The 25,007-nt window shown below is 67.3% G+C and carries 23 protein-coding genes and 1 tRNA gene; 15 read left to right on the forward strand and 9 right to left on the reverse strand.

Annotated features, from left to right (window positions below; translation table 11 throughout):
- Genes EBB59_RS03715 through bioB form a run of 3 tightly spaced genes read right to left on the reverse strand, consistent with a single transcriptional unit; the run spans position 1 to position 3,235 of the window.
- Positions 1 to 999, reverse strand: a complete 999-nt coding sequence (locus EBB59_RS03715) for a multidrug resistance efflux transporter family protein (protein WP_245978996.1) — start codon at positions 997 to 999, stop codon at positions 1 to 3.
- Positions 996 to 2,195 (reverse strand): 8-amino-7-oxononanoate synthase, encoded by a 1,200-nt coding sequence (gene bioF / locus EBB59_RS03720; protein ID WP_122100926.1) that lies wholly within the window; start codon positions 2,193 to 2,195, stop codon positions 996 to 998. Before bioF ends, EBB59_RS03715 begins: the two co-directional genes overlap by 4 nt.
- A complete protein-coding gene (gene bioB, locus EBB59_RS03725; RefSeq protein ID WP_122100808.1) occupies positions 2,192 to 3,235 on the reverse strand; it encodes a biotin synthase BioB in 1,044 nt (347 codons plus the stop codon). Before bioB ends, bioF begins: the two co-directional genes overlap by 4 nt.
- A gap of 36 nt (positions 3,236 to 3,271) precedes the next feature.
- On the opposite strand from bioB, the gene EBB59_RS03730 reads away from it, so the two are divergent.
- Positions 3,272 to 4,015 (forward strand): ComF family protein, encoded by a 744-nt coding sequence (locus tag EBB59_RS03730; protein ID WP_425451789.1) that lies wholly within the window; start codon positions 3,272 to 3,274, stop codon positions 4,013 to 4,015.
- Positions 4,016 to 4,018: 3 nt separating this feature from the next.
- On the opposite strand, the gene ubiA is transcribed toward EBB59_RS03730, so the two are convergent.
- Entirely contained in the window at positions 4,019 to 4,921 is a 903-nt protein-coding gene (ubiA, locus tag EBB59_RS03735) for a 4-hydroxybenzoate octaprenyltransferase (RefSeq protein ID WP_122100810.1), read from the reverse strand.
- A gap of 103 nt (positions 4,922 to 5,024) precedes the next feature.
- On the opposite strand from ubiA, the gene aqpZ reads away from it, so the two are divergent.
- Both aqpZ and EBB59_RS03745 read left to right on the forward strand, forming a co-directional pair.
- Positions 5,025 to 5,783, forward strand: coding sequence for an aquaporin Z (gene aqpZ / locus EBB59_RS03740; protein WP_122100811.1), 759 nt, complete (start codon positions 5,025 to 5,027; stop codon positions 5,781 to 5,783).
- Between the two features lie 161 nt (positions 5,784 to 5,944).
- Positions 5,945 to 6,021: transfer RNA gene (locus EBB59_RS03745), tRNA-Arg, on the forward strand.
- A 193-nt stretch (positions 6,022 to 6,214) separates the two neighbouring features.
- Here EBB59_RS03745 and modC read toward each other — a convergent pair.
- The 4 genes from modC to mobA form a co-directional block, all read right to left on the reverse strand.
- Positions 6,215 to 7,279: a molybdenum ABC transporter ATP-binding protein gene (gene modC, locus EBB59_RS03750; RefSeq protein WP_122100812.1), complete on the reverse strand. Its 1,065-nt coding sequence runs from the start codon at positions 7,277 to 7,279 to the stop codon at positions 6,215 to 6,217.
- Positions 7,272 to 7,982: a molybdate ABC transporter permease subunit gene (gene modB, locus EBB59_RS03755; protein WP_122100813.1), complete on the reverse strand. Its 711-nt coding sequence runs from the start codon at positions 7,980 to 7,982 to the stop codon at positions 7,272 to 7,274. Before modB ends, modC begins: the two co-directional genes overlap by 8 nt.
- A 12-nt stretch (positions 7,983 to 7,994) precedes the next feature.
- Complete coding sequence (locus tag EBB59_RS03760; protein WP_122100814.1) at positions 7,995 to 8,438, reverse strand: CopD family protein; 444 nt, start codon at positions 8,436 to 8,438, stop codon at positions 7,995 to 7,997.
- 172 nt (positions 8,439 to 8,610) lie between these two features.
- Positions 8,611 to 9,240 (reverse strand): molybdenum cofactor guanylyltransferase, encoded by a 630-nt coding sequence (gene mobA, locus EBB59_RS03765; protein ID WP_122100815.1) that lies wholly within the window; start codon positions 9,238 to 9,240, stop codon positions 8,611 to 8,613.
- A gap of 292 nt (positions 9,241 to 9,532) precedes the next feature.
- Between mobA and EBB59_RS03770 the strand changes: the two genes are divergently transcribed.
- From EBB59_RS03770 to modA, 9 genes are all read left to right on the forward strand, one after another.
- The gene (locus EBB59_RS03770) at positions 9,533 to 13,273 is read left to right on the forward strand and encodes a nitrate reductase subunit alpha (protein ID WP_122100927.1); all 3,741 of its coding nucleotides are present in this window, start codon (positions 9,533 to 9,535) and stop codon (positions 13,271 to 13,273) included.
- A complete protein-coding gene (gene narH, locus EBB59_RS03775) occupies positions 13,273 to 14,820 on the forward strand; it encodes a nitrate reductase subunit beta (RefSeq protein WP_122100816.1) in 1,548 nt (515 codons plus the stop codon). The genes EBB59_RS03770 and narH overlap by 1 nt, the downstream gene beginning before the upstream one ends.
- Positions 14,817 to 15,506, forward strand: coding sequence for a nitrate reductase molybdenum cofactor assembly chaperone (gene narJ, locus EBB59_RS03780; RefSeq protein WP_122100817.1), 690 nt, complete (start codon positions 14,817 to 14,819; stop codon positions 15,504 to 15,506). The genes narH and narJ overlap by 4 nt, the downstream gene beginning before the upstream one ends.
- Positions 15,503 to 16,249 (forward strand): respiratory nitrate reductase subunit gamma, encoded by a 747-nt coding sequence (gene narI / locus EBB59_RS03785; protein WP_245978998.1) that lies wholly within the window; start codon positions 15,503 to 15,505, stop codon positions 16,247 to 16,249. The genes narJ and narI overlap by 4 nt, the downstream gene beginning before the upstream one ends.
- A 4-nt stretch (positions 16,250 to 16,253) precedes the next feature.
- Positions 16,254 to 17,141, forward strand: a complete 888-nt coding sequence (locus tag EBB59_RS03790; RefSeq protein ID WP_122100819.1) for a peptidylprolyl isomerase — start codon at positions 16,254 to 16,256, stop codon at positions 17,139 to 17,141.
- A 525-nt stretch (positions 17,142 to 17,666) separates the two neighbouring features.
- A complete protein-coding gene (locus EBB59_RS03795; protein ID WP_122100820.1) occupies positions 17,667 to 19,028 on the forward strand; it encodes an MFS transporter in 1,362 nt (453 codons plus the stop codon).
- 18 nt (positions 19,029 to 19,046) lie between these two features.
- Positions 19,047 to 20,366, forward strand: a complete 1,320-nt coding sequence (locus EBB59_RS03800) for an MFS transporter (RefSeq protein WP_122100821.1) — start codon at positions 19,047 to 19,049, stop codon at positions 20,364 to 20,366.
- A 1-nt stretch (position 20,367) separates the two neighbouring features.
- The gene (locus EBB59_RS03805) at positions 20,368 to 21,006 is read left to right on the forward strand and encodes a carbonic anhydrase (protein ID WP_122100822.1); all 639 of its coding nucleotides are present in this window, start codon (positions 20,368 to 20,370) and stop codon (positions 21,004 to 21,006) included.
- Positions 21,007 to 21,147: 141 nt separating this feature from the next.
- Positions 21,148 to 21,969, forward strand: coding sequence for a molybdate ABC transporter substrate-binding protein (gene modA, locus EBB59_RS03810; RefSeq protein ID WP_122100823.1), 822 nt, complete (start codon positions 21,148 to 21,150; stop codon positions 21,967 to 21,969).
- 86 nt (positions 21,970 to 22,055) lie between these two features.
- On the opposite strand, the gene EBB59_RS03815 is transcribed toward modA, so the two are convergent.
- Entirely contained in the window at positions 22,056 to 22,586 is a 531-nt protein-coding gene (locus tag EBB59_RS03815) for a ribonucleotide reductase subunit alpha (protein WP_245979000.1), read from the reverse strand.
- Between EBB59_RS03815 and EBB59_RS03820 the strand changes: the two genes are divergently transcribed.
- From EBB59_RS03820 to EBB59_RS03830, 3 genes are read left to right on the forward strand one after another with little or no spacing between them, the layout of a single operon-like run.
- Positions 22,585 to 22,824, forward strand: a complete 240-nt coding sequence (locus EBB59_RS03820) for a hypothetical protein (RefSeq protein ID WP_147455496.1) — start codon at positions 22,585 to 22,587, stop codon at positions 22,822 to 22,824. The genes EBB59_RS03815 and EBB59_RS03820 overlap by 2 nt on opposite strands.
- Positions 22,825 to 22,875: 51 nt before the next feature.
- Positions 22,876 to 24,201 (forward strand): oxygen-independent coproporphyrinogen III oxidase, encoded by a 1,326-nt coding sequence (locus tag EBB59_RS03825; RefSeq protein ID WP_147455497.1) that lies wholly within the window; start codon positions 22,876 to 22,878, stop codon positions 24,199 to 24,201.
- Positions 24,202 to 24,241: 40 nt separating this feature from the next.
- The gene (locus EBB59_RS03830; RefSeq protein ID WP_122100827.1) at positions 24,242 to 25,003 is read left to right on the forward strand and encodes a helix-turn-helix domain-containing protein; all 762 of its coding nucleotides are present in this window, start codon (positions 24,242 to 24,244) and stop codon (positions 25,001 to 25,003) included.
- Positions 25,004 to 25,007: the final 4 nt, after the last annotated feature.

The following is a 25,007-nucleotide window of genomic DNA, read 5'->3' on the forward strand; positions in this document are numbered from 1 at the left end:
TCATGCGCCGTGATCCGAGCGCATCGCCCGCACCTCACGCTGGTTGCGGGCGCGCGGGCGCGCCGCCACCCAGGCGAACAGCACGATGCCGACCACGATCATCGCGCCCCCCGCCAGAGCGCCGCCGCGCGGCCAGGCTTCGCCGAGAAACAACACGCCAAGCACGCTGGCGAAGATCAATTCCGCCGCCTGCATGGCCTCGGCGGCGGCCAGCGCGGTGGGGTTGTCGCGCACCAGCCCGGTAGCCTTGAAGAACAGGATGGTGGCGATGACGCCGGCGGCCAGCGCCACCCCCGCGGCCAGCCAGACCTGCGCGGCCGGCGGCGCGCCCGCCCGCGACCACGCGTAGACCGCCATCATCAGCCACAGCGGCTGGCTGGCGAGGGTCATGCCGAACACGCGCTGGGTGGCGTCGAGCGATTCACCGGTCTTTTCCAGGTGCAGCAGCAGCAGGCGGTTGCCGAGCGGGTACATCACCGCGGCGCCCAACACGCAGGCCAAGGCGATCCACGCCGCGCGGTCAAGCCCGCCGGCGGCGTGCGAAAACTGCATCAGCATCACGCCGGCCAGGATCATCAGCGCCACGCCCCAGGCCGTCAACGGCACCCGCCGGCGTTCGTCGCGGTAGAGGAAGGGCGCGCATAACATCCCGGCGATCACGGTGAACTGGAAACTGCCGGCCACCAGCCACGACGGGCCGCTGTCGGCCGCGAACGACAAAAGCGCGTAGAACAGCACGAAGCCGATCGCGGCGTACAGGAACCACGCGCCGGGGCGGTGGCCGATGGCCGCCAGCACCGGCCGCATCCGCCCGCGCATCAACGGCAGCATCAGCGGCAGGGTGATGAAGTAGCGCAGGCAGGCGGTCCACGCCCAATGTCCGCCTTCGCTGGCGCTGGCGCGGTTGAGCACGTAGGTGAGGGTGAAGAACAGCGCCGAGGCCAGCGCGATGGCGACCGCGGCCAGCACCACGCCGCCGGTTTTCGGCGGCCCGTTCACGCCGCGCCCCCCAGCCGGCGCGTGGTTTCGTCGCGGGCGCGCAGCAATGCCCGCACCAGCCCGTCGACGTCCTCCGGCGCGTGCAGCGTCGAGAGCGTGATGCGCAGCCGCGCGCCATTCTGCGGCACCGTCGGCGGGAGGATCGCCACCACTAGATAACCCAGTTCGCGCAATGCCCCGGCCATCGCCAGCGCCTCGGCGTCGCTATCGCACAGGAGCGGTTGGATCGGGGTATCGGAGTCGAGCAGGCGGAAGCCGTGGTGGCGCGCGGCGTCGCGGAAACTTGAGATCAGCGACCCCAGCCTTTCGCGCCGCCAGTGTTCGCGCCGCGCCAGTTTGATCGCCGCCAGGGTGGCGGCCGCCATCGCCGGCGGCAACGCGGTGGTGTAGACGTAGGGCCGCGCGGTTTCGGCGAGATGGCCGATCAGCCCGGCATCACCGGCCACCACCGCGCCGACGCCGCCCAGCGCCTTGCTCAGCGTCACCATCTGCAACGGCACCTGCTGGTGGTCGAGGCCGGCGGCGGCCACGCTGCCGCGGCCTTCCTCGCCGATGACGCCAATGCCGTGGGCGTCATCGACATACAGCAGCGCCTGCTGCAAGCGCGCGACCATCGCCAGATCGCGCAGCGGGGCGATGTCGCCATCCATGCTGAAGACGCCGTCGCTGATCAGCATCGCCGCGACCTCGGGATCGCCGCGCAACTGCCGCTGCGCGGCCTCGGAATTACCGTGCGGATAACGGCGCAGGCGACAGCCGGCAAGGCGCGCGGCATCGATCAGGCTGGCGTGGTTGAGGCGGTCCTGCACGCAGAGGTCGTCCTTTTCCAGCAGCGATTGCAGCACCGCCAGGTTGGCCGCCCAGCCGCTGGAGAAATACAGCGCCGCCGGCACTTGCAGCCAGTCGGCGACTTCGCGTTCGAGCCGCTCGTGGGTCGCGGTGTGGCCGCTGATCAGATGCGAGCCGCCGGCCCCCGCGCCGCTGCGCGCGGCTTCGTCCTGCAAGGCGCCGACCACCGAGAAATGCTGGCTCAGGCCGAGGTAATCGTTGCCGCAGAAAGCGGTCAGCCAACGGCCGCCGATATCGAACCGCATGCCGTCGCGGCGTTCGACCACCAACCGCTGGCGGCGCCGCTGCCGGGCGCCGCGCAGGACGCGCGCATCGTCGACGCGCTGGCGCAGCGATGGCCGGCTCATGCCGCGGCCGCCGCCGGCGCGGCGATGGGCGCGTGCACGGTATCGCCACAACTGTCCACGTCGGCGCCGGTAAACGGCATCGGCTTCAAGCCGAGGCGGGCGAACAGGGCGTCATCCCTGGCCGTGTCCGGGTTGCCGGTGGTGAGCAGCCGCTCACCGTGGAAGATCGAATTGGCACCGGCCAGGAAACACAACGCCTGCAATTCGTCGCTCATCGTCTCGCGCCCGGCGGACAGACGCACCATCGATTTCGGCATGACGATGCGGGCGACCGCGATCGTGCGCACGAATTCGAACGGATCGAGTTCCTTCTCCTTCGCCAGCGGCGTGCCGGCGACGCGCACCAAGCGATTGATCGGCACCGAATCCGGGTGCGCCGGCAAGGTGGCCAGCGTATGCAGCAGCCCGGCGCGCTGCTCGCGCGACTCGCCCATGCCGACGATGCCGCCGCAACAGGTCTTGAGGCCGGCATCACGCACGTGCGACAGCGTGTCGAGCCGGTCCTGGTACTGCCGCGTGGTGATGACATCGCCATAGAAATCCGGCGCGGTGTCGAGATTGTGGTTGTAGTAGTCGAGACCCGCGTCCTTCAACGCCTGGGCCTGGGCATCGCTCAGCATGCCCAGGGTGGCGCAGGTTTCGAGACCGAGCGCCTTCACTCCGGCGATCATTTCGGCGACTTTCGGGATGTCGCGGTCCTTCGGCGAGCGCCAGGCCGCACCCATGCAAAAGCGCGAGGCGCCGGCCGCCTTGGCCGCGCGCGCTTTCGCCAACACGTCCTCGCAAGGCATGAGCTTGGTGGCGTCGACGCCGGTGTGGTAGCGCTGCGCCTGCGGGCAGTAACCACAATCCTCGGGGCAGCCGCCGGTCTTGACCGAGAGCAGCGTCGAGACCTGCACCTCGTCGGCGTTGAAGTTCTCGCGGTGCGCGCTGGCGGCCCGGAACAGCAGCTCGGTGAACGGCAGCGCGAACAGGCCGGCGATTTCCGCGCGCGTCCAGTCGTGGCGAACGGGGGCGTGACCGAGGGCGGATTCGGACATGTCTGACAGACCAGCGAAGAAAGGAGGGTCAGTCTGTTGAGCATGCCGATACCTGTCAACTTTCCGATACGGCGCCTGGTTGACGGCCTCGCGCGCCGGCTGTGGCCACCCGTCTGCCTGGCCTGCTGCGGCGGCGGCGACACCGGGGCCGGGCGCGACCTGTGCCCGGCCTGTTTCGCCGCCCTGCCCTGGCACCGTCACGCCTGCGCGGGTTGCGCGCTGCCACTGGCCGCGGCCGATACCGGCGCGCGCTGCGGCGCCTGCCTGATCCGCCGCGATGCGCCACTTGCCGAGGTGCGCGCCGTCTTCGCCTATACCGCTCCGCTCGACCGCCTGCTGCCGCGTTTCAAGTTCCACCAGTCACTGGCGGCGGGCAGGTTGCTGTCATCCCTGATGGTATCGGGACTGGCCGATGCCGCGCTCTCGTCGGCCGACACGGTATTGATCCCGGTTCCGCTGCATCGCCGGCGTCTGGCGGCGCGCGGTCACGACCAGGCGCTGGAGCTGGCCAGGCCGCTGGCGCGCGCCCTTGGCCTGCCGTTGCGCCACGATTTGCTGTGGCGATGCAAGCACACCGGCGCGCAATCGCGGCTCGACCAGGCCACGCGGCGGCGCAACCTGCGCGATGCGTTCCGCGTCCGTGGCGGCGCGGCGCCGGCGCGCGTCACGCTCATCGATGACGTGATGACCACCGGCGCCACCCTCGAAGCCGCCGCCCGCGCGCTGCGGCAGGCCGGCGTGGCCCGCGTCGATGCCTGGGTCTGCGCACGCGCGGCTTGAACCTCAGCGCCAGGCGAAATCCAGCGCGATGCCGGCGAAGATCGCCATTCCCACCCAGTTGTTGTGCAGGAAGGCGCGGAAACAGGCGGCGCGTTCGCGGGCGCGGGCGATACGGAACTCGTACAGCGCCAAGAGCGCCGCGACCAACAGGCTACCCCAGTAATACGCACCCATTCCCGCGCGCTGCCCGACCAGCCACAGGGCGAAGAACATCGATGCGTACAGCACGCCCTGCGCCACCAGATCCATCTCGCCGAACAGGATCGCGGTCGATTTGGCGCCCATGCGCAAGTCGTCCTCGCGATCGACCATGGCGTACCAGGTGTCGTAAGCGCTCGCCCACAGGATGTTGGCGATGTAAAGCAGCCAGGCCAGCGACGGCACCTCGCCGCGGATCGCCGCGAACGCCATCGGGATGCCCCAGCCGAAGGCCATGCCCAGATACACCTGCGGCAGATAGGTATGGCGCTTCAAATAGGGATAGCTGGCGGCCAGGAACACGCCGGCCACGCTCATCAGGATGGCCAGGCGGTTGAGCGTCAGCACCAGCGCGAAGGCCAGCAGCATGAGAACCGCGAACAGGATCAGCGCCTCGCGCCCGCTTACCTCGCCAGTCGCCAGCGGCCGATCCCGGGTGCGCTCGACCGAGCCGTCCAGCCAGCGGTCGGCATAGTCGTTGATCACGCAGCCGGCCGCGCGCGTCAGCCACACGCCGAACGAGAACACCAGGAGCGGATGCCAGTCCGGCACGCCTTCCGCCGCCAGCCACAGGCCCCACCAGGTCGGCCACAGCAGCAGCAGCCAGCCGATCGGCCGGTCGGCGCGCATCAGCCGCAGATAGCCCTTCAGCTTGTGCCGCCACGGCGGTGCCGCCACGGCCGGGGCGTCATGTCGTTGGTCTCCCATTCGCAAAGCGTAGCAGCGTGGAAGCCGCTCCTTCCGTCTTCACTTCGAAATCGGAAACGTTCGGCTATGGTGCGCCGGTTCACGATCACGACAGGACAAGGGCATGACACGGACCCGGAAACTGACGGCCGAATTCATCGGCACGTTCTGGCTGGTGCTGGGCGGCTGCGGCAGCGCGGTGCTGGCGGCCAAGTTCGGCGGCGACGGCAACCCGCTCGGCATCGGTCTTGTCGGCGTCTCGCTGGCCTTCGGCCTGACCGTGCTGACCGGCGCCTACGCCTTCGGCCATGTCTCGGGCGGCCACTTCAACCCAGCGGTGAGCCTTGGCCTGTGGGCCGGCGGACGCTTTCCCGCCAGGGATCTGCCGGGTTACATGATCGCCCAGGTGCTGGGCGGCCTGGCGGCCGGCGCCCTGCTCTACTTCCTGGCCACCGGCAACGGCGCGACAATCGCGCAAGCCGCCATCGGCCAGCCGGCAACCGCTGGCGCTTTCGCCAGCAACGGTTACGGCAGCCTGTCGCCGGGCGGCTATACGATGGCGGCGGCGCTGGTCTGCGAAATCGTGATGACGGCGATGTTCTTGATCATCATCCTCGGCAGCACCCACCGACACGCGCCCGCCGGCTTCGCCCCGATCGCGATCGGCCTGGGCCTGACCTTGATCCACCTCATCAGCATCCCGATCACCAATACCTCGGTGAACCCGGCACGCTCCACCGGCGTGGCCATGTTCGCCGGCGGCGGCGCGCTTTCCCAGCTCTGGCTGTTCTGGCTGGCGCCGTTCATTGGCGCGGCGATCGGCGGCGGCCTGTACAAGTGGCTGGGCGCGGACGAGCGCCCGGACATCGTCGGCGACGCCTGAAGGCGGGATTTCTCATCGCGGCGGCAAACGGCTACACTTGCCGCCCTGTGGGCCATCGTTCTCTTGAACGGCGCCCGCGACGCGCCGGCCAATGGGCTTCGCGCCACATCGCGGAAGCGGCGGCCAGGGGCATGTCGCATCCACAGCAAGTGTTGATCCGGGCGCCTGTAGCTCAGCCGGATAGAGTAGCGGCTTCCGAAGCCGTTGGTCGGGGGTTCGAATCCCTCCAGGCGCGCCACCTCTTGGCTGGCATAGATCGCTTGCGGCGCTTCGCGCAACCCACCTTCCTGGCGAGCAGCTCCTGCGAGAGTCCGCGGAGCGCTGGCACGATACCTCTCACACCCCGCCCCGCCGCGGGTCCTCCGGCCGTCGTCCCGGGTGGTCGGCGTCGTGCGAGCCGGCCACCCAGCGGGCGGGCGGTCTTTCCGCCGCTAGAGCAGCAACGCGACGGCCTTCACCTGCGCCCATACGTCCTTGCCGACGCCCAGCGACAGCGTTTCGACGGATCGATGGGAAAGGCGGGCCAGCAGCCGGCAACCGTTGACTCGCAGGGCGGCCTGGACCTGTCCTTCGGGCAGGGGGGTCAAGTCCGTGATGGTCGCGGGCAGGAGATTGAGCACGCTGGAATCCTCGTGGCGCTGGAGCGCCAGACTGACGTCGCGCGCCTGGATGCGCAGGCGCAGACGGCTGCCGGGGCTGTGCGGCCCGTGGGCATGGAAGCGTCCGGCCGGGCTGCGCATCGTCAGCAGGCCGTGCGAATCGCGTTCTTCCACCTCGGCCTCGATCACCACACCCGCATCGTCGCGTAGCGCCAGGGGCAGGTCGGGGCGGTTGAGCAGCGCCAATGCCGGGCCATCGGCGAGGATGCGCCCGGCTTCCATCAGCAGCAGATGGTCGGCCAGGCGCGAGACTTCCTCCACCGAGTGGGTCACGTAGAGGATTGGGATTCCCGCATCCCGGCGAACCGCTTCCAGGCTCGGCAGTACGTCCTTGCGGCGGGCCTCGTCCAGCGCGCTCAGTGGTTCGTCGAGCAAAAGCAGGCGGGGCGCGGTCACGAGGGCTCTCGCCAGCGCGACCCGCTGGCGCTCGCCGCCGGACAGCGTGCGCGGCGCGCGCGCGAGCATGGCGGACAGATCCAGGCGGTCGATCCAGCGTTCCATCGCGCCGGCGGGACGTCCGGCGCGCGTCCACCCGTAGCGCAGGTTCTTCTCGACCGACAGATGCGGAAGCAATGCCGCATCCTGAAACACCATGCCGACCGCCCTTCTGTGGGCGGGTAGTCGGTGTCGGCCGGACAACCATTCCTCGCCGGCCACCGAGATGGCTCCCTGGCAGGCCGGCTCCAGCCCGGCGATCGCGCGCAGCAGCGTGCTCTTGCCGCAGCCCGATGGCCCAAAGATCACCGTGGTGCCGGTCGCCGGCAGGCGCGCGTCCACCGCCAGCTCGAACGCGCCGTGGCCGACCCGCACGTCCAGGACGATGGCGGCCTCAGGCATGGCCCACCGCCGTGCGCCGGCCCATCCATTGCATCAACAGCAGCAGGGCGAACGAAAAGAGCAGCAGTCCCGCCGCCAGGCGATGCGCTTCGCCATAGGCCATCGCCTCCACCTGATCGTAGAGCAGCACGGAAAGCACGCGCGTCTCGCCTTCGATGTTTCCGCCCACCATCAACACCACGCCGAATTCGCCGATGGTGTGCGCGAACCCCAGCAGGGTCGCGGTCACCAGCGCGGGGCGCGCGAGCGGCAGCACGACGGTGAAGAAGCGGTCGAGCGGCGAGGCGCGCAACGTCGCGGATGCTTCTAGCACGGTGGGGGAAATGGAGGCGAAGCCAGCCTGCAAGGGATGCACGACGAAAGGGAAGGAATACAGGATCGAGGCGATCAGCAGCCCCTCGAAGGTGAAGGCCAGCGTGCCCAGCCCCCAGGCTTCGGTAAGTTGGCCGATGGGCCCGGAAGGCGCCAGGCCGATCAGCACATAGAACCCCAGCACCGTCGGCGGCAGCACCATCGGCAATGCCACCAGCGCGCCGATGGGAATGCGCAGCACCGAACGCGTGCGCGCCAGCCACCACGCCAGCGGCATGCCGATGACGAGAAGAATCAGCGTGGCCAGGGTGGCCAGCTTCAACGTCACCCATATCGCCAGGAGCAGTGGCGAAGGAGCAGCGGTCAGGACGATGGCCTCAACAGCCCGCATGCGTCGCCTCTCTCACGCCAGCCAGCCGGCCCGGGCCGACAGCCCCACCACCACGAACAGCACCGAGAGTATGGTCACGGCAACGACATGCCCGGCCATGGCGGGAAGACGCCGGCCATCCAATACGGGAATCACGCGGAGGCGGGCGTGCAGGGCGATGACCACGGTCAGCCCCAGCAGGATCAGTTTGGCCAGAATCAACCGCGCGATGGGCGTGGATGCGTCGAACCATTGCATCGGCTCCGGCAGGAAACGCCATGCCAGCCACAGGCCCGTGACGACCTGGACGGCCAGCGCCGGCATTCCCACTTTTTCGTAGCGCGATTCGAACGCCAAGAGCCCCGCCACGTCGCGCTCGCGCAGCGCACCGGGCAGCACCCCGAGCGCCAGCACGAGATGTCCACCCACCCACACGCTCGCGCCCAGCACATGCAGTAACAGTAGGAATCCGTACATGGCCCTTGTCGACGAGCGGCACCCAATGGGCGGCCATCTTAAACCTTCCACGGTGCGCACCTGGGCGGGGAAGCGTATCCACGCCCCCATCGCCGGCAACGATACGACGCGCACCCGAGCACGGCACGCTCGCCAACGCGCCGTTGGCCGACATTGGCGCACCACCGCCCGCTCAACGCGGCAGCCGCGCGCCGGTGCGCGCCAGATCGTCGGGCGTGTTGAGGTTTTCGATTTCGATATCCGCAAACACGACCGGCGCCATCCCGGCGGCCGACAGCAAGTCGCGCACCGCCAGACGCCTTGCCCGCAGCGCTTCGCCGGCAAGCGCCCGCAGGCGCGATGCGTCCCAATACGCGACGAGTGGTTGAATGCCGGTGGCATCCCGGGCGTAGTGGCCGGGGCCATGCCGCAGCAACGCCTGAAGCACCGTATCGACCGGCCCCAGGGCATCCACCGGCACGGTGAGCAAACCACCGCCGCGCGCCACCGACCGCGAAAGCGCATGCAGTCCCGATACGGGGCCGAGGTCCTCCGCATCGTCCCGCCAGACGGTCAGGCCGTAGTCCAGGAAGCGATGCGTATCGCGATTGGCACTGACTCGAAGCGGCAGGCCCAGCCGATCCGCGAGCGCCTTCCAATGCAACACCAGGGGATGCCCATCGATCTCGATCCAGGCTTTATCGACGCCGCCGAGCCGGCTGCCGCGCCCACCGGCGAGCACTCCGAGCGCCAGCGGACGAGGCCGGGCGGGGACATCACACGACACGATCATTTCCCATTTGATGCGGGCGACCATTTTCATTTAACCGTGATCGCCCGGCGCTATCGCGGTAAGGTTTTCGGAATACGCGGACACCGCGAATCGATATGGATCGAAACATCGGCTGGCGCATTTTCCCATGCGCTCGCGCCCGTGCGCGCAATCGGCTCGATGCCGCTTCCCCCGACACGCGGCAATAAATGGTATTGATTCTCATTGTCGGTATTTTCGTGAATGCCGAGGATATTCGCCCCAATCGCCTTTGATGTATGTCAAGGAAGACCTCCAGCCCAGCACGGACACTGTCGCCGCCATCGCACGAGACCTTGAATACATGAGTTATTTCCTCGACCGGCTGAACTTCTTGAAACACGCATCCGAGCCGTTCGCCGATGGTCATGGCGTGACCAAACAGCAAGACCGCAGCTGGGAAGACAGCTACCGCCAGCGCTGGCAGTACGACAAGATCGTGCGCTCAACCCATGGCGTGAACTGCACCGGCTCCTGTAGCTGGAAGGTCTACGTCAAGAACGGCCTGGTCACTTGGGAAACCCAGCAGACCGATTATCCGCGCACCCGCCCCGACCTGCCCAATCACGAACCGCGCGGCTGCCCGCGCGGCGCCAGCTATTCCTGGTATCTCTACAGCGCCAACCGGGTGAAGTATCCGTTGATCCGCAGCGCGCTCTTGAAACTGTGGCGCGAGGCGCGCAAGACGATGAGCCCGGTGGACGCCTGGGCCAGCATCGCACAGGACCCCAAAAAGGCGAAAAGCTACAAGTCCAAGCGCGGCATGGGCGGGTTCGTCCGCGCCACCTGGGACGAGGTCAACCAGATCATCGCCGCCGCCAACCTCCACACGGTGAAACACTGGGGGCCGGATCGCGTGGTGGGCTTCTCACCCATCCCCGCCATGTCGATGGTGAGCTACGCCGCCGGCGCCCGCTACCTGTCACTACTGGGCGGGGCCTGCCTCTCCTTCTACGACTGGTACTGCGACCTGCCGCCCGCCAGCCCGCAAGTCTGGGGCGAACAGACCGACGTGCCCGAATCGGCCGACTGGTACAACAGCCGCTACATCATCGCCTGGGGCTCGAACGTCCCACAGACGCGCACGCCGGATGCGCATTTCTTCACCGAGGCCCGCTACAACGGCACCAAGACGGTGGCGATCACGCCCGACTATTCCGAGGTCGCCAAACTCACCGACCACTGGCTGCACCCCAAGCAGGGCACCGACGCCGCGCTGGCCTTCGCCTTCGGCCACGTCATCCTGCGCGAGTTCCACGTCGATGATCCATCGCCCTACTTCACCGACTATTGCCGACAGTACAGCGACATGCCGATGCTGGTGCGGCTGGAAGAGCGCGCCGATGGCCGCCTGGTGCCGGAGCGCTTCCTGCGCGCCACCGACCTCGGCGGGCTGGGTGAGTCCAACAACCCCGACTGGAAGACGCTGGCCTACGACGACGCCACCGGCGAGATCACCGTCCCCAACGGGTCGGTGGGCTTCCGCTGGGGCGAGCAGGGCAAGTGGAACATCGAGGAAAAAGACAGCGCCGGCCGCGACACGCGCCTGCGGCTGAGCCTGAAGGACCATGCCGATGCGATCGAGGCGGTCTCGTTCCCCTACTTCGGCGGCATCGAAAACGAATACTGGACCGAGTCCAAGTTCGACGACGTGCTGGAGCGCAATATCCCCATCAAGCGGCTGACCCTGGCCGACGGGCGGGAATGGGCGGTCGCCAGCGTCTACGACCTGCTGCTCGCGCAGTACGGCGTGGATCGCGGATTCGGCGGCGAAAACGTCGCCGCGAGTTACGACGACAACCTGCCCGGCACCCCCGCCTGGCAGGAGACGATCACCGGGGTGCCGCGCGCGGAGGTCATCCGCATCGCCCGCGAGTTCGCCCGCACCGCCGACAAGACCCGCGGCCGCTCGATGATCATCGTCGGCGCCGCGATGAACCACTGGTACCACAACGACATGAATTATCGCGGGCTCATCAACATGCTCGTGATGTGCGGCTGCGTGGGCCAGACCGGCGGCGGCTGGGCGCACTACGTGGGCCAGGAGAAATTGCGCCCGCAATCGGGCTGGCTGCCCGTCGCGTTCGGGCTGGACTGGAGCAAACCGCCGCGCCAGATGAACGGCACTTCGTTCTTCTACTTCAACTCCAGCCAGTACCGTTACGAAAAACTGGACGTCGAGGAAATCCTTTCCCCGCTGGCCGACAAGGCCAAGTACAGCGGCTCGCTGGCCGATTACAACCTGCGCGCCGTGCGGATGGGCTGGCTGCCGTCCATCCCGCAACTCAACACCAACCCCATTCGACTGGCGCGCGAGGCCGAAGCCGCCGGCGTGGCGCCGGCCGCCTACGCCGCCGGCAAGCTGAAGGACGGCAGCCTGGATTTCGCCTTCTCCGACCCCGACGCCCCGGAAAACTTCCCGCGCAACCTGTTCATCTGGCGCTCCAACCTGCTGGGCAGTTCGGGCAAGGGCCACGAATACATGCTGAAGCATCTGCTGGGCACCCGCCACGGCGTGCAGGGCAAGGACCTGGGCGAGCGCGGCGCGGCCAAGCCGGAGGAAGTGAAGTGGCGCGACGAAGCCCCCGAGGGCAAGCTCGACCTGCTGGTCACGCTCGACTTCCGCATGTGCACCACCGCGCTCTACAGCGACATCGTTCTGCCCACCGCCACCTGGTACGAAAAGAACGACCTCAACACCTCGGATATGCACCCGTTCATCCACCCGCTGTCGAAAGCGGTGGACCCGGCCTGGGAGGCGCGCAGCGACTGGGACATCTTCAAGGGCATCGCCCGCACCGTCAGCGACCTGGCGCCGGGCGTGCTGGGGGTGGAAAAAGACCTGGTGCTGGTGCCGATCCTGCACGACACGCCCAACGAAATCGCCATGCCCTACGGCGTCAGCGACTGGAAGAAGGGCGAGTGCGACCTCGTGCCCGGCAAGACCGCGCCGAACATGGTGGTGGTCCAGCGCGATTACCCCAACCTCTACAAGAAGTTCACCTCGCTCGGCCCGCTGCTGGACATACAAGGCAACGGCGGCAAGGGAATGAGCTGGAACACCACGCACGAAGTCGAATTCCTCGGCCGCCTCAACCACGAAGTGACCGAAAAGGGCGTCAGCCTGGGGCGGCCACGGCTGGAAACGGCCATCGACGCGGCCGAGGCCATCATGCACCTGGCCCCGGAAACCAATGGCCACGTCGCGGTGAAAGCCTGGAAATCGCTGGAAGGCTTCACCGGCCGCAGCCACACGCACCTGGCCGAGGGCAAGGAGCACGAAGCGATCCGCTTCCGCGACATCGTGGCGCAACCGCGCAAGATCATCTCCTCGCCGATCTGGTCGGGCCTGGAGGACGAGAACGTCAGCTACAACGCCGGCTACACCAACGTGCACGAGCTGATTCCTTGGCGCACGCTCACCGGCCGCCAGCAGTTCTACCAAGATCACGAATGGATGCGCGATTTCGGCGAGAGCTTCATGGGCTACCGCCCGCCGATCACCACCCGGACCGTCAAGCCGCTGCTCGGCGCGAAACCGAACGGCCACAAGGAGATCGTGCTGAACTGGATCACCCCGCACCAGAAATGGGGCATCCACAGCACCTACAGCGACAACCTCATCATGCAGACGCTCTCGCGCGGCGGGCCGATCGTCTGGCTGTCGGAGGACGACGCGCGCTCGGCCGGCATCGAGGACAACGACTGGATCGAGCTGTTCAACGTCAACGGCGCCATCGCCGCGCGCGCGGTGGTGAGCCAGCGCGTCAAGAACGGCATGGCGATGATGTATCACGCGCAGGAACGCATCATCAACACGCCCGGCTCGGAAGTGACCGGCACCCGCGGCGGCATCCACAACTCGGTGACGCGCGTGGTGGTGAAGCCGACCCACATGATCGGCGGCTACGCGCAACTGGCCTACGGCTTCAATTACTACGGCACGGTCGGCACCAACCGCGACGAGCTGGTGATCGTGCGCAAGATGGACAAGATCGACTGGCTCGATGGCGAACCCGTGCCGGCGCAGAAGGAGGTGGCGTAATGAAAGTCCGCGCACAGATCGCGATGGTGCTCAACCTGGACAAGTGCATCGGTTGCCACACCTGTTCGATCACCTGCAAGAACGTGTGGACCAGCCGCGAAGGCGTCGAGTACGCCTGGTTCAACAACGTGGAAAGCAAACCGGGCATCGGCTATCCCAAGGAATGGGAGAACCAGCAGCGGTGGAACGGCGGCTGGGTGCGCGACGGCTCGGGCAAGGTCGGCCTGAAAGCCGGCGGGCGCCTGCGCATGCTGGCGAAGATCTTCTCCAACCCCGACCTGCCGCGGATCGACGACTACTACGAACCGTTCGATTTCGAATACCAGCACCTGCACCAGGCCCCGGAAGGCAAGCACCAGCCCACCGCCCGGCCCCGCTCGCTGATCACCGGCGAGCGCATGCAGAAGATCCACTGGGGCCCGAACTGGGAGGAAATACTCGGCACCGAGTTCGCCAAGCGCGCCAAGGATTACAACTTCGAAGGCGTCCAGCGCGAGATCTACGGCGCGTTCGAGAAGACCTTCATGATGTACCTGCCCCGGCTGTGCGAGCACTGCCTCAACCCCGCGTGCGTGGCCTCGTGTCCTTCCGGCGCCATCTACAAGCGCGAGGAAGACGGCATCGTACTGATCGACCAGGACAAGTGCCGCGGCTGGCGGATGTGCGTCTCGGCCTGCCCGTACAAGAAGATCTACTACAACTGGAAGAGCGGCAAATCCGAGAAATGCATCTTCTGCTATCCGCGCATCGAAATGGGCGAGCCCACCGTGTGCTCGGAAACCTGCGTGGGCCGCATCCGCTATCTGGGCGTGATGCTCTACGACGCCGACCGCATCGAAGAAGCCGCCTCCACGCCTTCCGAAAAGGATCTGTACCAGGCGCACCTGGACATCTTCCTCGACCCGGACGATCCCAAGGTGATCGAGGCCGCGCGCGCCGAGGGCATCCCCGACAGCTGGCTAGAGGCGGCCAAGGCATCGCCGGTCTACAAGCTGGCGATCGACTGGAAACTCGCGCTGCCGCTGCACCCGGAATACCGCACCCTACCGATGGTCTGGTACGTCCCGCCGCTTTCGCCCATCCAGTCCGCCGCCGATTCCGGCCGCATCGGCATGAACGGGGAAATCCCGGACGTGAAGTCGCTGCGCATCCCGGTGCGCTACCTGGCCAACCTGCTGACCGCGGGCGACGAAGCCCCGGTGGTGCGCGCCATGGAACGCATGCTGGCGATGCGCGCATGGCGCCGCGCCATGCACGTGGACGGCGTGGAAGACCTGGAGGTGCTGCAACAAGCCGGCCTGAGCCTCGCCCAGGCCGAGGAGATGTACCGCTACCTCGCCATCGCCAACTACGAAGACCGCTTCGTCATTCCCACCGCCCACCGCGAATACGCCAACGACGCCTTCGGCGAGCGCGGCGGCTGCGGCTTCACCTTCGGCAACGGCTGCTCGCCCTCCAGCCCGGCCGAGGCGCTGTTCGGCGGCCGCTCCACCCAGACCTACCATGTGCCGCCGGCGCGCCAGACGGTGGAGCGCGAACCCGCATGAAATCGCTGAAGCTCATCGCCGTCGTGCTCGACTATCCGCAAGACGACCTGTGGCGGCACGGCGACGAACTGCGCGCGGCGGCGGACGACCCAGGCCTCTCGCCCAAGCGCCGCGCCGCGCTCGTCGCCTTCATCGACCAGTTGCTGGCCACCGAACCGATGGACGCGCAGGAACGCTGGCTGTCGATGTTCGACCGCGGCCGGGCGATGAGCCTGCTGCTGTTCGAGCACATCCACGGCGAATCGCGCGACCGCGGCCAGGCGATGGTCGACCTGCTGGCCACCTATCGCGGCAACGGCTTCGAACTCGAAGCTCGGCAGCTCCCGGACTACCTGCCGGTGGTGCTGGAATACCTGTCGCTGCGGCCGGCCGACGAGGCGCGCGAATGGCTGCACCACATCGGCCACATCCTGTCGTTGCTGGCCGCCCGCGCCGGGCAGCGCGAAAGCCCCTACGCCGCGCTCTTCGAAGCCCTGGTGGAACTCGCCACCGGGCGGGTCGATCTCGAAACCCTGCGCCAGCGCGTGGCCGGCGAAGCGCGCGACGACACCCCCGAAATCATGGATCGCGTCTGGGAGGAGGAAGCCGTACGCTTCGGCCCCGACGCCCCCGGCGAGAACTGCGATCCGCCCCACCGCCTGCCGCAAGGCGCGCGCCGCACCAACGCCTTGGAGAACCCAGAATGATGACCCCGATCACCGCCGAAGCCGCGGAACCGGCGATCGTCCCCCTCTTCGACGTCTTCGTCTTCCAGATCTATCCCTACATCGCGCTCGCGGTGTTTCTGGTCGGCTCGTGGATGCGCTTCGACCATGCCGCCTACACCTGGCGCGCCGGGTCGAGCCAATTGCTCTCCGGCGGCAAATGGCACCGCGTCGGCAGCAACCTGTTCCACGTCGGCATCCTCGCCATCCTGGGCGGCCACCTGGTTGGCCTGCTCACCCCGCACGCCTGGTACGCCTGGTTCCTGCAACCCGGCCAGAAACAGCTCATGGCGATGGCCATCGGCGGCTTCTTCGGCGTGTTGTGCCTGTTCGGCCTGCTGATCCTGATCTCCCGCCGCCTGTTCGACACCCGGGTGCGGGCCACCGGCACCTGGCGCGACTCGCTGCTGCTGTTGTTGCTGCTCGCACAACTGCTGCTGGGGATGTGGTCGATCAACATCTCGCGCGGCCACATGGACGGCGAACAGATGATGCGGCTGGCGCACTGGGCGCAAGCCATCGTGTCGATGCGTCCGGACGCGACCCAGTACATCTGGGACGCCCACTGGGTGTTCAAGACGCACGTCGCGCTGGGCCTGACGCTCCTTCTCATCACCCCATTCACCCGGCTGGTGCACGTCTGGTCGCTGCCGCTGGGCTATCTCACCCGCTCGTACCAGATCGTCCGCCGCCGCCAGCGCCCGCTGCGCTACCCGGGAAACTGATCCCATGCGCGACCGCATCATCCCGCTGGTCATGGATGCCGGCGCCTTGTCGGACGCCGCCGCCCGGGCAAGCGCCCAGACGGCGGAAGCCAACGCGCATGGACAGACCGCCGCCACCGCCCCGCCCGGTCCGGCGCCGGTCTACGTGCGCGTCGCCGGCGAACCGATCGACGAGGCGGAGATCGCGCGCGAAATGCAGTTCCACCGCGCGGCCGACCCGCATGCCGCGCGCCAGGCCGCCGCCGCCACCCTGGCGATCCGCGAACTGGTGCGCCGCGAATGCCAACGACTGGCATTGCCGGTGGAACCGCTGGCCGGCGAAACCGAGGACGAAGCCCGCGTTCGCGTCCTCATCGAACATGCCATCGACGCGCCCGAAGCCGATGCCGACGCGATCCGCCGTTACTACGACGCCAACCGCACGCACCTGCATCACCCCGACCGCATCCGCGCACGGCACATCCTGCTGGCCGCGCCGCCCGCGCAGGTGCAGGCGCGCCACCGCGCGCAACGACTGGGCGAAGAACTGATCGGCGCGCTGAAACAAGCCCCGGAGCACTTCATCGAACTGGCCATGCGCCACTCCGCCTGCCCCTCCCGCGACGAGGGCGGCGAACTGGGCTGGATCGAACGCGGCGACACCGTGCCGGAATTCGACCGCCAACTATTCATGCTGAAACCCGGACTGGCCGGACTCACCGTGGAAACCCGCTACGGGCACCACGTCGTGGAAGTGCTGGAACGGATCGAGGGCGCACCGATGCGCTACGACGAAGCGCGCGACCGCATCGCCTCCTACCTGGAAACGCAGACCCGGCAGAACGCGCTGCACCAGTACCTGCACATCCTGGCCGAACGATATGGGGTCGAAGGGATCGAGATCGCGCCTTGAACCAAACCGTCCGCCACTCGGGCAGCCAATCGTCATCCGCCCGGTCTTGAGACCGGGCATAAAACTCCCACCCCATTAATGGAGCACTCTTTCGCCATTTCGACCCGGAGGTCGAATGGCAATCGGGCTTCGAGCATCGGGGCGCCGACGCGCAACACCGCCCCGAACGGGCAAACGGATCGACGACAAACCAACCGGCAGGTCATGCGGCATCGAGTAGTGGGATGTTGATATCGACGCCTTCGTAGCCGCCCTGCCAGCCCCGGCTTTCGGACTGCCCACCATAACGATCGACCTCGACCCGACGGGCGACCGAACGCGCTTCGGTGGCATCGCCGCAAGCGTCTTACCGGCCACCCAATCGCGCCTATCCACCGCATGCACCAAGCGCCTCGCCACGAACATTGCCCGGTTTGATGTACATCAAGCGCGACGGCCCATGAACTTGATGGTCGTCAAATTTCAGCGCCACGTGAGTGCGGATCATCGTCACCGACCATCACGAAAGTAAATTCAAGGCATTACATGACGATCAACCGAGACTCCGCCGCGCATCCATCCGGGACGTGGCTCGCGCGCTGGCAACCCGAGGATTCGACCTTCTGGAACGAGGGCGGCTCCACGATAGCCTGGCGGACGCTGATATTGACGACGGTGAACCTGACGCTGGCCTTCGTCGCCTGGTTCCTGGTGTCGGCCCTGGTGGTGCGCTTGCCGCAGGTCGGTTTCCAATTCACGCCCAGCCAGTTGTTCTGGCTCACCGCCATGCCGGGGCTGGCCGGCGGCACGCTGCGCCTCATCCACATGTTCCTGACGCCGATGTACGGCACCCGCCACGTGGTCAGCCTCTCCACGTTGTCGCTGCTGTTTCCGCTGGTGGGTTGGTTCTTCGCCGTCCAGAACCCGGCGACGCCTTACTGGATGCTGATGCTGCTGGCCTTCCTGGCGGGGCTGGGTGGGGGCAATTTCTCCTCGTTCATGCCCTCGACCAGCCTGTTCTTTCCCAAGCGCCTGCTCGGCACGGCGCTGGCCATCCAGGCCGGCATCGGCAACCTTGGCGTGTCGGTCGTGCAGTTCGTGACGCCGTGGGTCATCGGTTTCGCCATGCTGGGCGGAGCCGCCTTCATGGGCGACAGCCAGACGCTGGTGAAGAACGGCGTCGAGAGCCAGGTCTACATGCAGAACGCGGCGGCGGTGTTCATCCCGTTCGTGCTGGTCTTCGGCGTGACGGCGTTCTTGATGCTGAAATCGGTGCCGGTCAAGGCCAACTTCGCCGAGCAGTTCGATATCTTCAAGTCGCGCCATACCTGGTCGATGACTTCGCTCTACATCATGACCTTCGGCGGGTTCTCGGGCCTGGCCGCCACCTTTCCGTTGCTCATCAAGCAGGGTTTCGGCGGTTTTGAAAACGCACCCGATCCATTGAAGTGGGCATTCTGGGGGCCGCTGGTGGGTTCTCTCGCGCGGGTGCTCGCCGGGCCGTTGTCGGACAAGCTCGGCGGCGCGCGAGTGACTCATTGGGCGGGCATCGGCATGGTCGTATGCACCGGGCTGGTCGCCCTGTTCGCGTCGCCGGCATCGCTCGCGGATTTCCCGAAGTTCGTCGCCGCCATGCTGGCCCTGTTCTTCTTCGCCGGCGTCGGCAACGCGTCCACGTTCAAACAGATGCCGATGCTGTTCGCCCCACGCCAGGCCGCGGGCGTGATCGGCTTCACCGCCGCGATCGCCGCGTATGGCCCATTCCTTTTCGGCATGTTGTTCGCCTGGGCCTTCGGCGCTTCCCGCGGGGCGGCGCCGGTCTTCCACGGTCTGACCGTGTTCTTCGCCTTCAACGTGGCACTCAATTGGTGGATGTACGCGCGACGCGGTGCAGCCAACCCCTGCTGAAACACGGAGATTTCCAACATGAATACCCTTACCGCCAATGTCACGCCCGGCCAGCGCAACCGCGCACTGTGGTCGAGCACATTCGCGTTCACCGTCTGCTTCGCGGTGTGGACGATCTTTTCGATCATCGGCATCCAGATCAAGAAAGACCTGGGCCTGAACGACACCCAGTTCGGCCTGCTGGCCGCCACGCCCATCCTCACCGGCTCGCTCGTCCGCCTGTTTCTGGGGGTCTGGACCGAACAATTCGGCGGCCGGGTCGTCTTCAGCCTGGTCATGCTCTGCGGCGCGCTGGCCACCTGGATGCTGACCTACGCGCACACCTACGTGCAATTCCTACTGGCCGCCCTGGCCGTGGGCGTGGCCGGCGGTTCGTTCGCGGTTGGCGTGGCCTATGTGTCGAAGTGGTTTCCACAGGAAAAACAGGGCACCGCGCTGGGGATTTTCGGCGCCGGCAACGTCGGCGCGGCCGTGACCAAGCTGCTCGCGCCGATGGTGATGGTGGCCTACGGCTGGCAAGGCGTGGCCCGCTTCTGGGCGGCCGGCCTCGCGTTGACCGCGATCTTCTACTTCGTGTTCGCCAAGGACGACCCGGGCCTGACCCGGCGCAAGGCCGAAGGCGTCAAGCCGGTGCCTTTCGCGGTGCAGATGCGCCCCTTGCGCAACATCCAGGTCTGGCGCTTCTCGCTGTATTACTTCTTCGTGTTCGGCGCGTTCGTCGCGCTGGCGCTGTGGCTGCCGAGTTATCTCATCGGCGCTTACGGGCTGAACGTCAAGACCGCGGGCACCATCGCCGCCTTCTATTCGATCCCGGCCAGCCTGTTCCGGATCGTCGGCGGCTGGCTGTCGGACAAGATCGGCGCGCGGCGCGTCATGTACTGGACGTTGGGCGTATCGGCGGCCTGCACGTTCCTGCTCTCCTATCCGCCCACCCGCTACATCGTGGATGGCGCCCAGGGGCCGATCGAGTTCCGCCTGGCGATGGGCGTGGTGCCCTTCACGATCCTGGTCTTCATCCTGGGTTTCTTCATGTCGCTGGGCAAGGCGGCGGTGTACAAGCACATCCCCGCCTACTACCCGGACAACGTGGGTTCCGTGGGCGGCGTGGTCGGCATGATCGGCGGATTTGGCGGCTTCCTCCTGCCCATCATGTTCGGCGCGATAAACGATGCGATAGGTATCTGGTCGAGCTGCTTCATGCTGCTGTTCGTGCTGGTCAGCGCGTCGCTGGCATGGATGCATTTCGCCATTCGCCGCATGGACCTCGCGCGTCACCCGCACATCGCCAGGGACACCGATCTGCCCGAAATCATGCAGGCCGCGCGGAAGACGCCCTGACATGCGGGGGCCGCAGCTCGACGCCGACCAGGCCCTCGCGCGGCTGCGCGAGGGCAACCGGCGCTTCGTCGACCACGTCGTCAGCCTGGAGGCGCTACTCAGCCACACCCGCCGCGACGAGCATGCGCGGGTGCAGCGCCCCTTCGCGGTCGTCCTGGGCTGCTCAGATTCGCGCGCGCCGGCCGAGTTCGTCCTGGACCAGGGGCTGGGCGACCTGTTCGTGATCCGGGTCGCCGGCAACATCGCCGCGCCGTCCCAGGTGGGCAGCATCGAGTTCGCGGTCGAGCAGTACGGTATCGCGCTGGTGGTCGTGCTCGGCCACTCCAACTGCGGGGCGGTGCGCGCGACGCTGAACCATTGCCTGACCCCGGCCGACACCAGCCCGGCCCTGCGCACGATCGTGGATCGCATCGCGCCCGGCGTCCGGCCGGTCATCGACGACTGCGCGGGAGCGGCGAACGATGCGTGCATGCGACAGGCGATCCGTGCCAATGTGCGCGCCACCATGCGGAGTCTTCTCAGCCATTCCGACTATCTGCGTTACGCCCAACGCCAGGGCGGCCTGCGCATCGTCGGGGCGGATTACGAGCTTGCCACCGGCGCGGTCGATTTCTTCACTTGCGAGGACCCGCACGAATGATACGGCGCTGATCGTGGATGCCGGCCCGCCTGGCCGGCCATTCCCGCCGCCACGGTGGCGACAGCCAAGGCACGCGGGCCAGGCTTCGTCCCGGCCCATGCGGTTCGACATTCCCCACCCACCCGTTTTCCAGGAGTATCGATGAAACGCTCGCTCAAACGTCTCGTGGCCGGTATGGCCACCTATGCCTGCCTGGTCATGGGATACGCCCATGCGCAACAAACCACCCAGGTGGAATCCGGCAGCGCGCGGCTCGCGGTGGCCGCGAACTTCGCCGAACCGGCCCGCCGCTTCGCCGACGACTACCGGCGCCAGACCGGCCACCGCATCGAAATCAGCAGCGCCTCCTCCGGCAAGCTGTATGCGCAGATCAAGCATGGCGCTCCGTTCGACGCCTTCCTCTCGGCCGACGACACCACCCCGCGCAGACTGGTGGACGAAGGGCTGGCGGTCCGCGACACCCTGTTCGACTACGCCGTGGGACGGCTGATGCTCTGGAGCCGCGACCCCGCGGCCTTTCGCGACGGCGAGGCGACGCTGCGCCAGGGCGACATCGCCCGGCTGGCCATCGCCAACCCGGAACTCGCGCCCTACGGCGCCGCCGCGCGCGAGTCGCTGCGCCACATCGGCCGCTGGGAGGCGCTGAAGCCGAAGCTGGTCATGGGCGAAAACATCGGGCAGACCATGCAGTACCTGACCAGCGGCGCGGCGCCGCTTGGCCTGGTGCCTCGCTCCATGGTGCTGGAAGCGCAACGCACCCAACCTGGTTCGAGCTGGCTGGTGCCCGCCGACTGGCACGCGCCGATCGTGCAGAGCGCCGTACTGCTGACGCGTGGACGCGACAATCCGGCCGCGCGCGGTTTTCTGCATCACCTGCGCAGCCCGGCCGTGCAACGGCAGATCGTGCTGCTGGGGTACGACAGCCCGGCGCAGCCGCCCCAGCCGGACGCCAAGACCCCGTAATGAAACGACACGGAAGAAGCCCCGGGGCGTGCATCCGGGGCTTCGCAAATTAGCGCTCCAGGCTCAGCCCGGCGACGCCGCCCGGCTTACGTCCGGGCCAGGGCCACCAGCCGCCCGCCGGTATTCACGGCGAGGAAGCGCGCGATGTGACCGCCCTTGATCTGCTCGACCATCATCCGCAACGGCTGGACGGCCTCGTCGGCATTGGGCGCGTGGCCGCCGCGGCCTTCCATCGCGGCGACGAACAGGATGCGCCAGTCCGGGGCGATCCCGCGCGACTCCTCCAGAAGCGCCTGAAAGGAGGCGATCTCCTCCGGCCGCTTGTCCACGCAAACCACCGGCGCAAGCGCGCCGCCCTCTCCGCGTTCGAAGGCGCTTCGCGCCTCGGCGCCGGCATCGGCGGGGCATTCAGCGCGGGTGAACACCAGTAGCAGCCTCTGCGGTTCGGGCCGCGCCCGGGCGCTGGCCAGGAGATCGTCGAAATGATCCATCACGGGTAAACAGTGGGGAGGTTCGCAGTCTATCCACGGCGAGTACATCCCTGTTTGACCTTTATCAATGCGGCCCATGATGACGCTCCCGAAGATTGAAGCTCCCGATCCTTCATCGACCGACATGAATCCATCGCCCTCCCCCTCGACGCCCACCGCCGCCACGCTCGCCGGATTGCGCGAGCTGCTCCGGCGCATGGACCCGGACGCCGAAGTGCTCATCGACGAATACAGCGGCGAAGTGCTCGTGCGCGGCGACATCGACCGTGAGCGGCTGGACGCGGCCATCCGCGAGGCCGGCCTGTCCATGCGGGTGGCCGCGCCCGGCGGCGAGCGTTGCTGCGGCAGCTGCGGTTGTGGCTGACCGGCCGCGTCTTTCCCCTGCCGATGACCACTCCGCATGCATGAGGCCATCATGACGACAGCAGACAAGGCAGTCTCCCGGCTGTCGCGCATCCTGACACTGGGCGGCGGCCGCCGCGCGCTGTATCCGCCGCCACGCGATTTCGGCGAATTGAACGACGCCCAATTCAAGGCGGCGATCCACACCAGCAATGGCGACCCGATTCCCGCGCGGCTGGCATTGCATTTCGATGTCCCCGCGCGCTACCGGGGCAGCTTCTGCCACCCTCCCCCCGCCATCGGCGAGGAGGACGCCAATCCCGCCGCGCTCTACCGCGATCGGCTGATCCGCGAGCTTGGCCTGGTCGCCAGCCTGTTCGACCGCGACCGCGACGTGGTGCGGGTCAATCTCGCGCCGGGAATGACGCGCTGGATGACGCCGGCCCAGGTCGAGGAATTGCTCGACAGTCTGTTCCACCAGTTGCACCTGCATCGCCGTGGCGACCTCGACCTCGCCATGACGCTCGACGGCGAGACGCGCGCCGTCCGCGTCAACGAATGGGCCGCGCTGGGTTTCAATCGCATCGGCATCGGCCTTGGCGCCCTGGCCAGCCATGCCAACGCGGCGCACCTGCGCGAGGCCGTTGCCCGGCAACTGGATACCGCGCGGCAGGCCGGATTCGCCAACATCCGCATGGAAGTGCCTTATGCGATGCCCGGGCAGGACGACGCGACGTTCGCCGCCCTGCTCGACGCGGTGATCGCGGCCAGACCCGAACGCGTGGTGCTGCGTTATTGCGGGGAGCCGAAAAACCGAAACAGCGAAAAGGAAAGTGACGCGCGGCACAGGCAGCACGCACGGCTGCTCTGCGCGGCCGCGGACAGACTGGGCGAGGCCGGCTACCACCATGTGGGCGGGGAGCTCTTCGCCCTGGAAGACGACCCGCTGCTGAGGGCGCAGCGCTCGGGGCATATCCATCGCGACGTGCTCGGCTTCGGCGCGCACGGCACCACGCATCTGGTCGGCTTCGGCGTCGGCGCCATCAGCCAGCTTGGCAGGTGCTACGCGCAGAACCCCGAGGATCCGGCCGACTGGGAGCGCCGCATCGACAGCGCCAGCCGCGCGGTGGCGCGCGGGCTCGTGCTGAACGAGGAGGACCAGTTGCGCGCGCGGATATTCCAGCAAATCATGTGTCACGGGTACATCGACGCGGATCGCCTCGAACACTGGTACCACATCGAATTCCGCCGCTATTTCGACGGGGAATTGACCCGGCTGGCGCCTCTATTCGTGGATGGCTCGCTCGCCTGGGCGGGGAACCGAATCGTTCTCGACCCCATCGCGCGGCTGGCCTCGAGCGCGATTGCCAGCCTATTTGACCCGCACACGTTATCCTAGACGCCTTCGAACCCGCCGCGCGCGCCTCCCCTTCCCCCGCATGTTCCCGGCCTTATCGCCCGCCGGCACCCGGTGCCCGAACCCCGCCGCCGCCGATGACGGCGACGAATTCACGTTCTGCTCGACCTGCGCGTTTTCCCAGGCATGCCTGTCGGAGGGCTACGCCAAGCAGGATCTGGCGGCATTGCACGTGCTGGTCGATCACATTGGCCCTTACCACGCCGGGCAGTACATATTCCGGGAAGGCGACACCTTCAATGCGATTTCCGCGGTGCGCGCCGGGGCTGTCAAGACCTTCATCGTCGACCCGGCGGGGAACGAACAGGTGCTGGGCTTCTATCTACCCGGCGAGGTGATCGGCCTGAACGCGATCCACGCCGCCCGGTTTCCCTGCAACGCGGTCGCCCTGGACACGGTGACGCTCTGCCGGTTCTCGTTTCCGCAACTCGCCACGCTGGCGGCGAAGATGCCGGGCCTGCAACAGCACCTGTTCAAGCTGCTCAGCATGGACATCGGCAAATCATCGATGCTGGCGGTCGATTCCCTGGCCGAGGTGCGGATGGCCGCGTTCCTCGTGGTGCTGTCGCGACGCTATCTCGCGCGCGGATTCTCGGCCCACCGCTTCAACCTCGCCATGACGCGTGCGGATATCGCCAACTATCTGCGGATCGCGCCCGAAACCGTGAGCAGGATCATCCGCAAGTTCAGCAACGACGGCCTGATCGAAGTGCATCAGCGCGACGTCCATCTGATGGACATCGCCCGGCTGGAAGCCCTGGCGCGCGCGATCCTCCGGGACTGAAGCC

The organism is Solilutibacter pythonis, assembly GCF_003697345.1.
Taxonomy (GTDB): Bacteria; Pseudomonadota; Gammaproteobacteria; order Xanthomonadales; family Xanthomonadaceae; genus Solilutibacter; species Solilutibacter pythonis.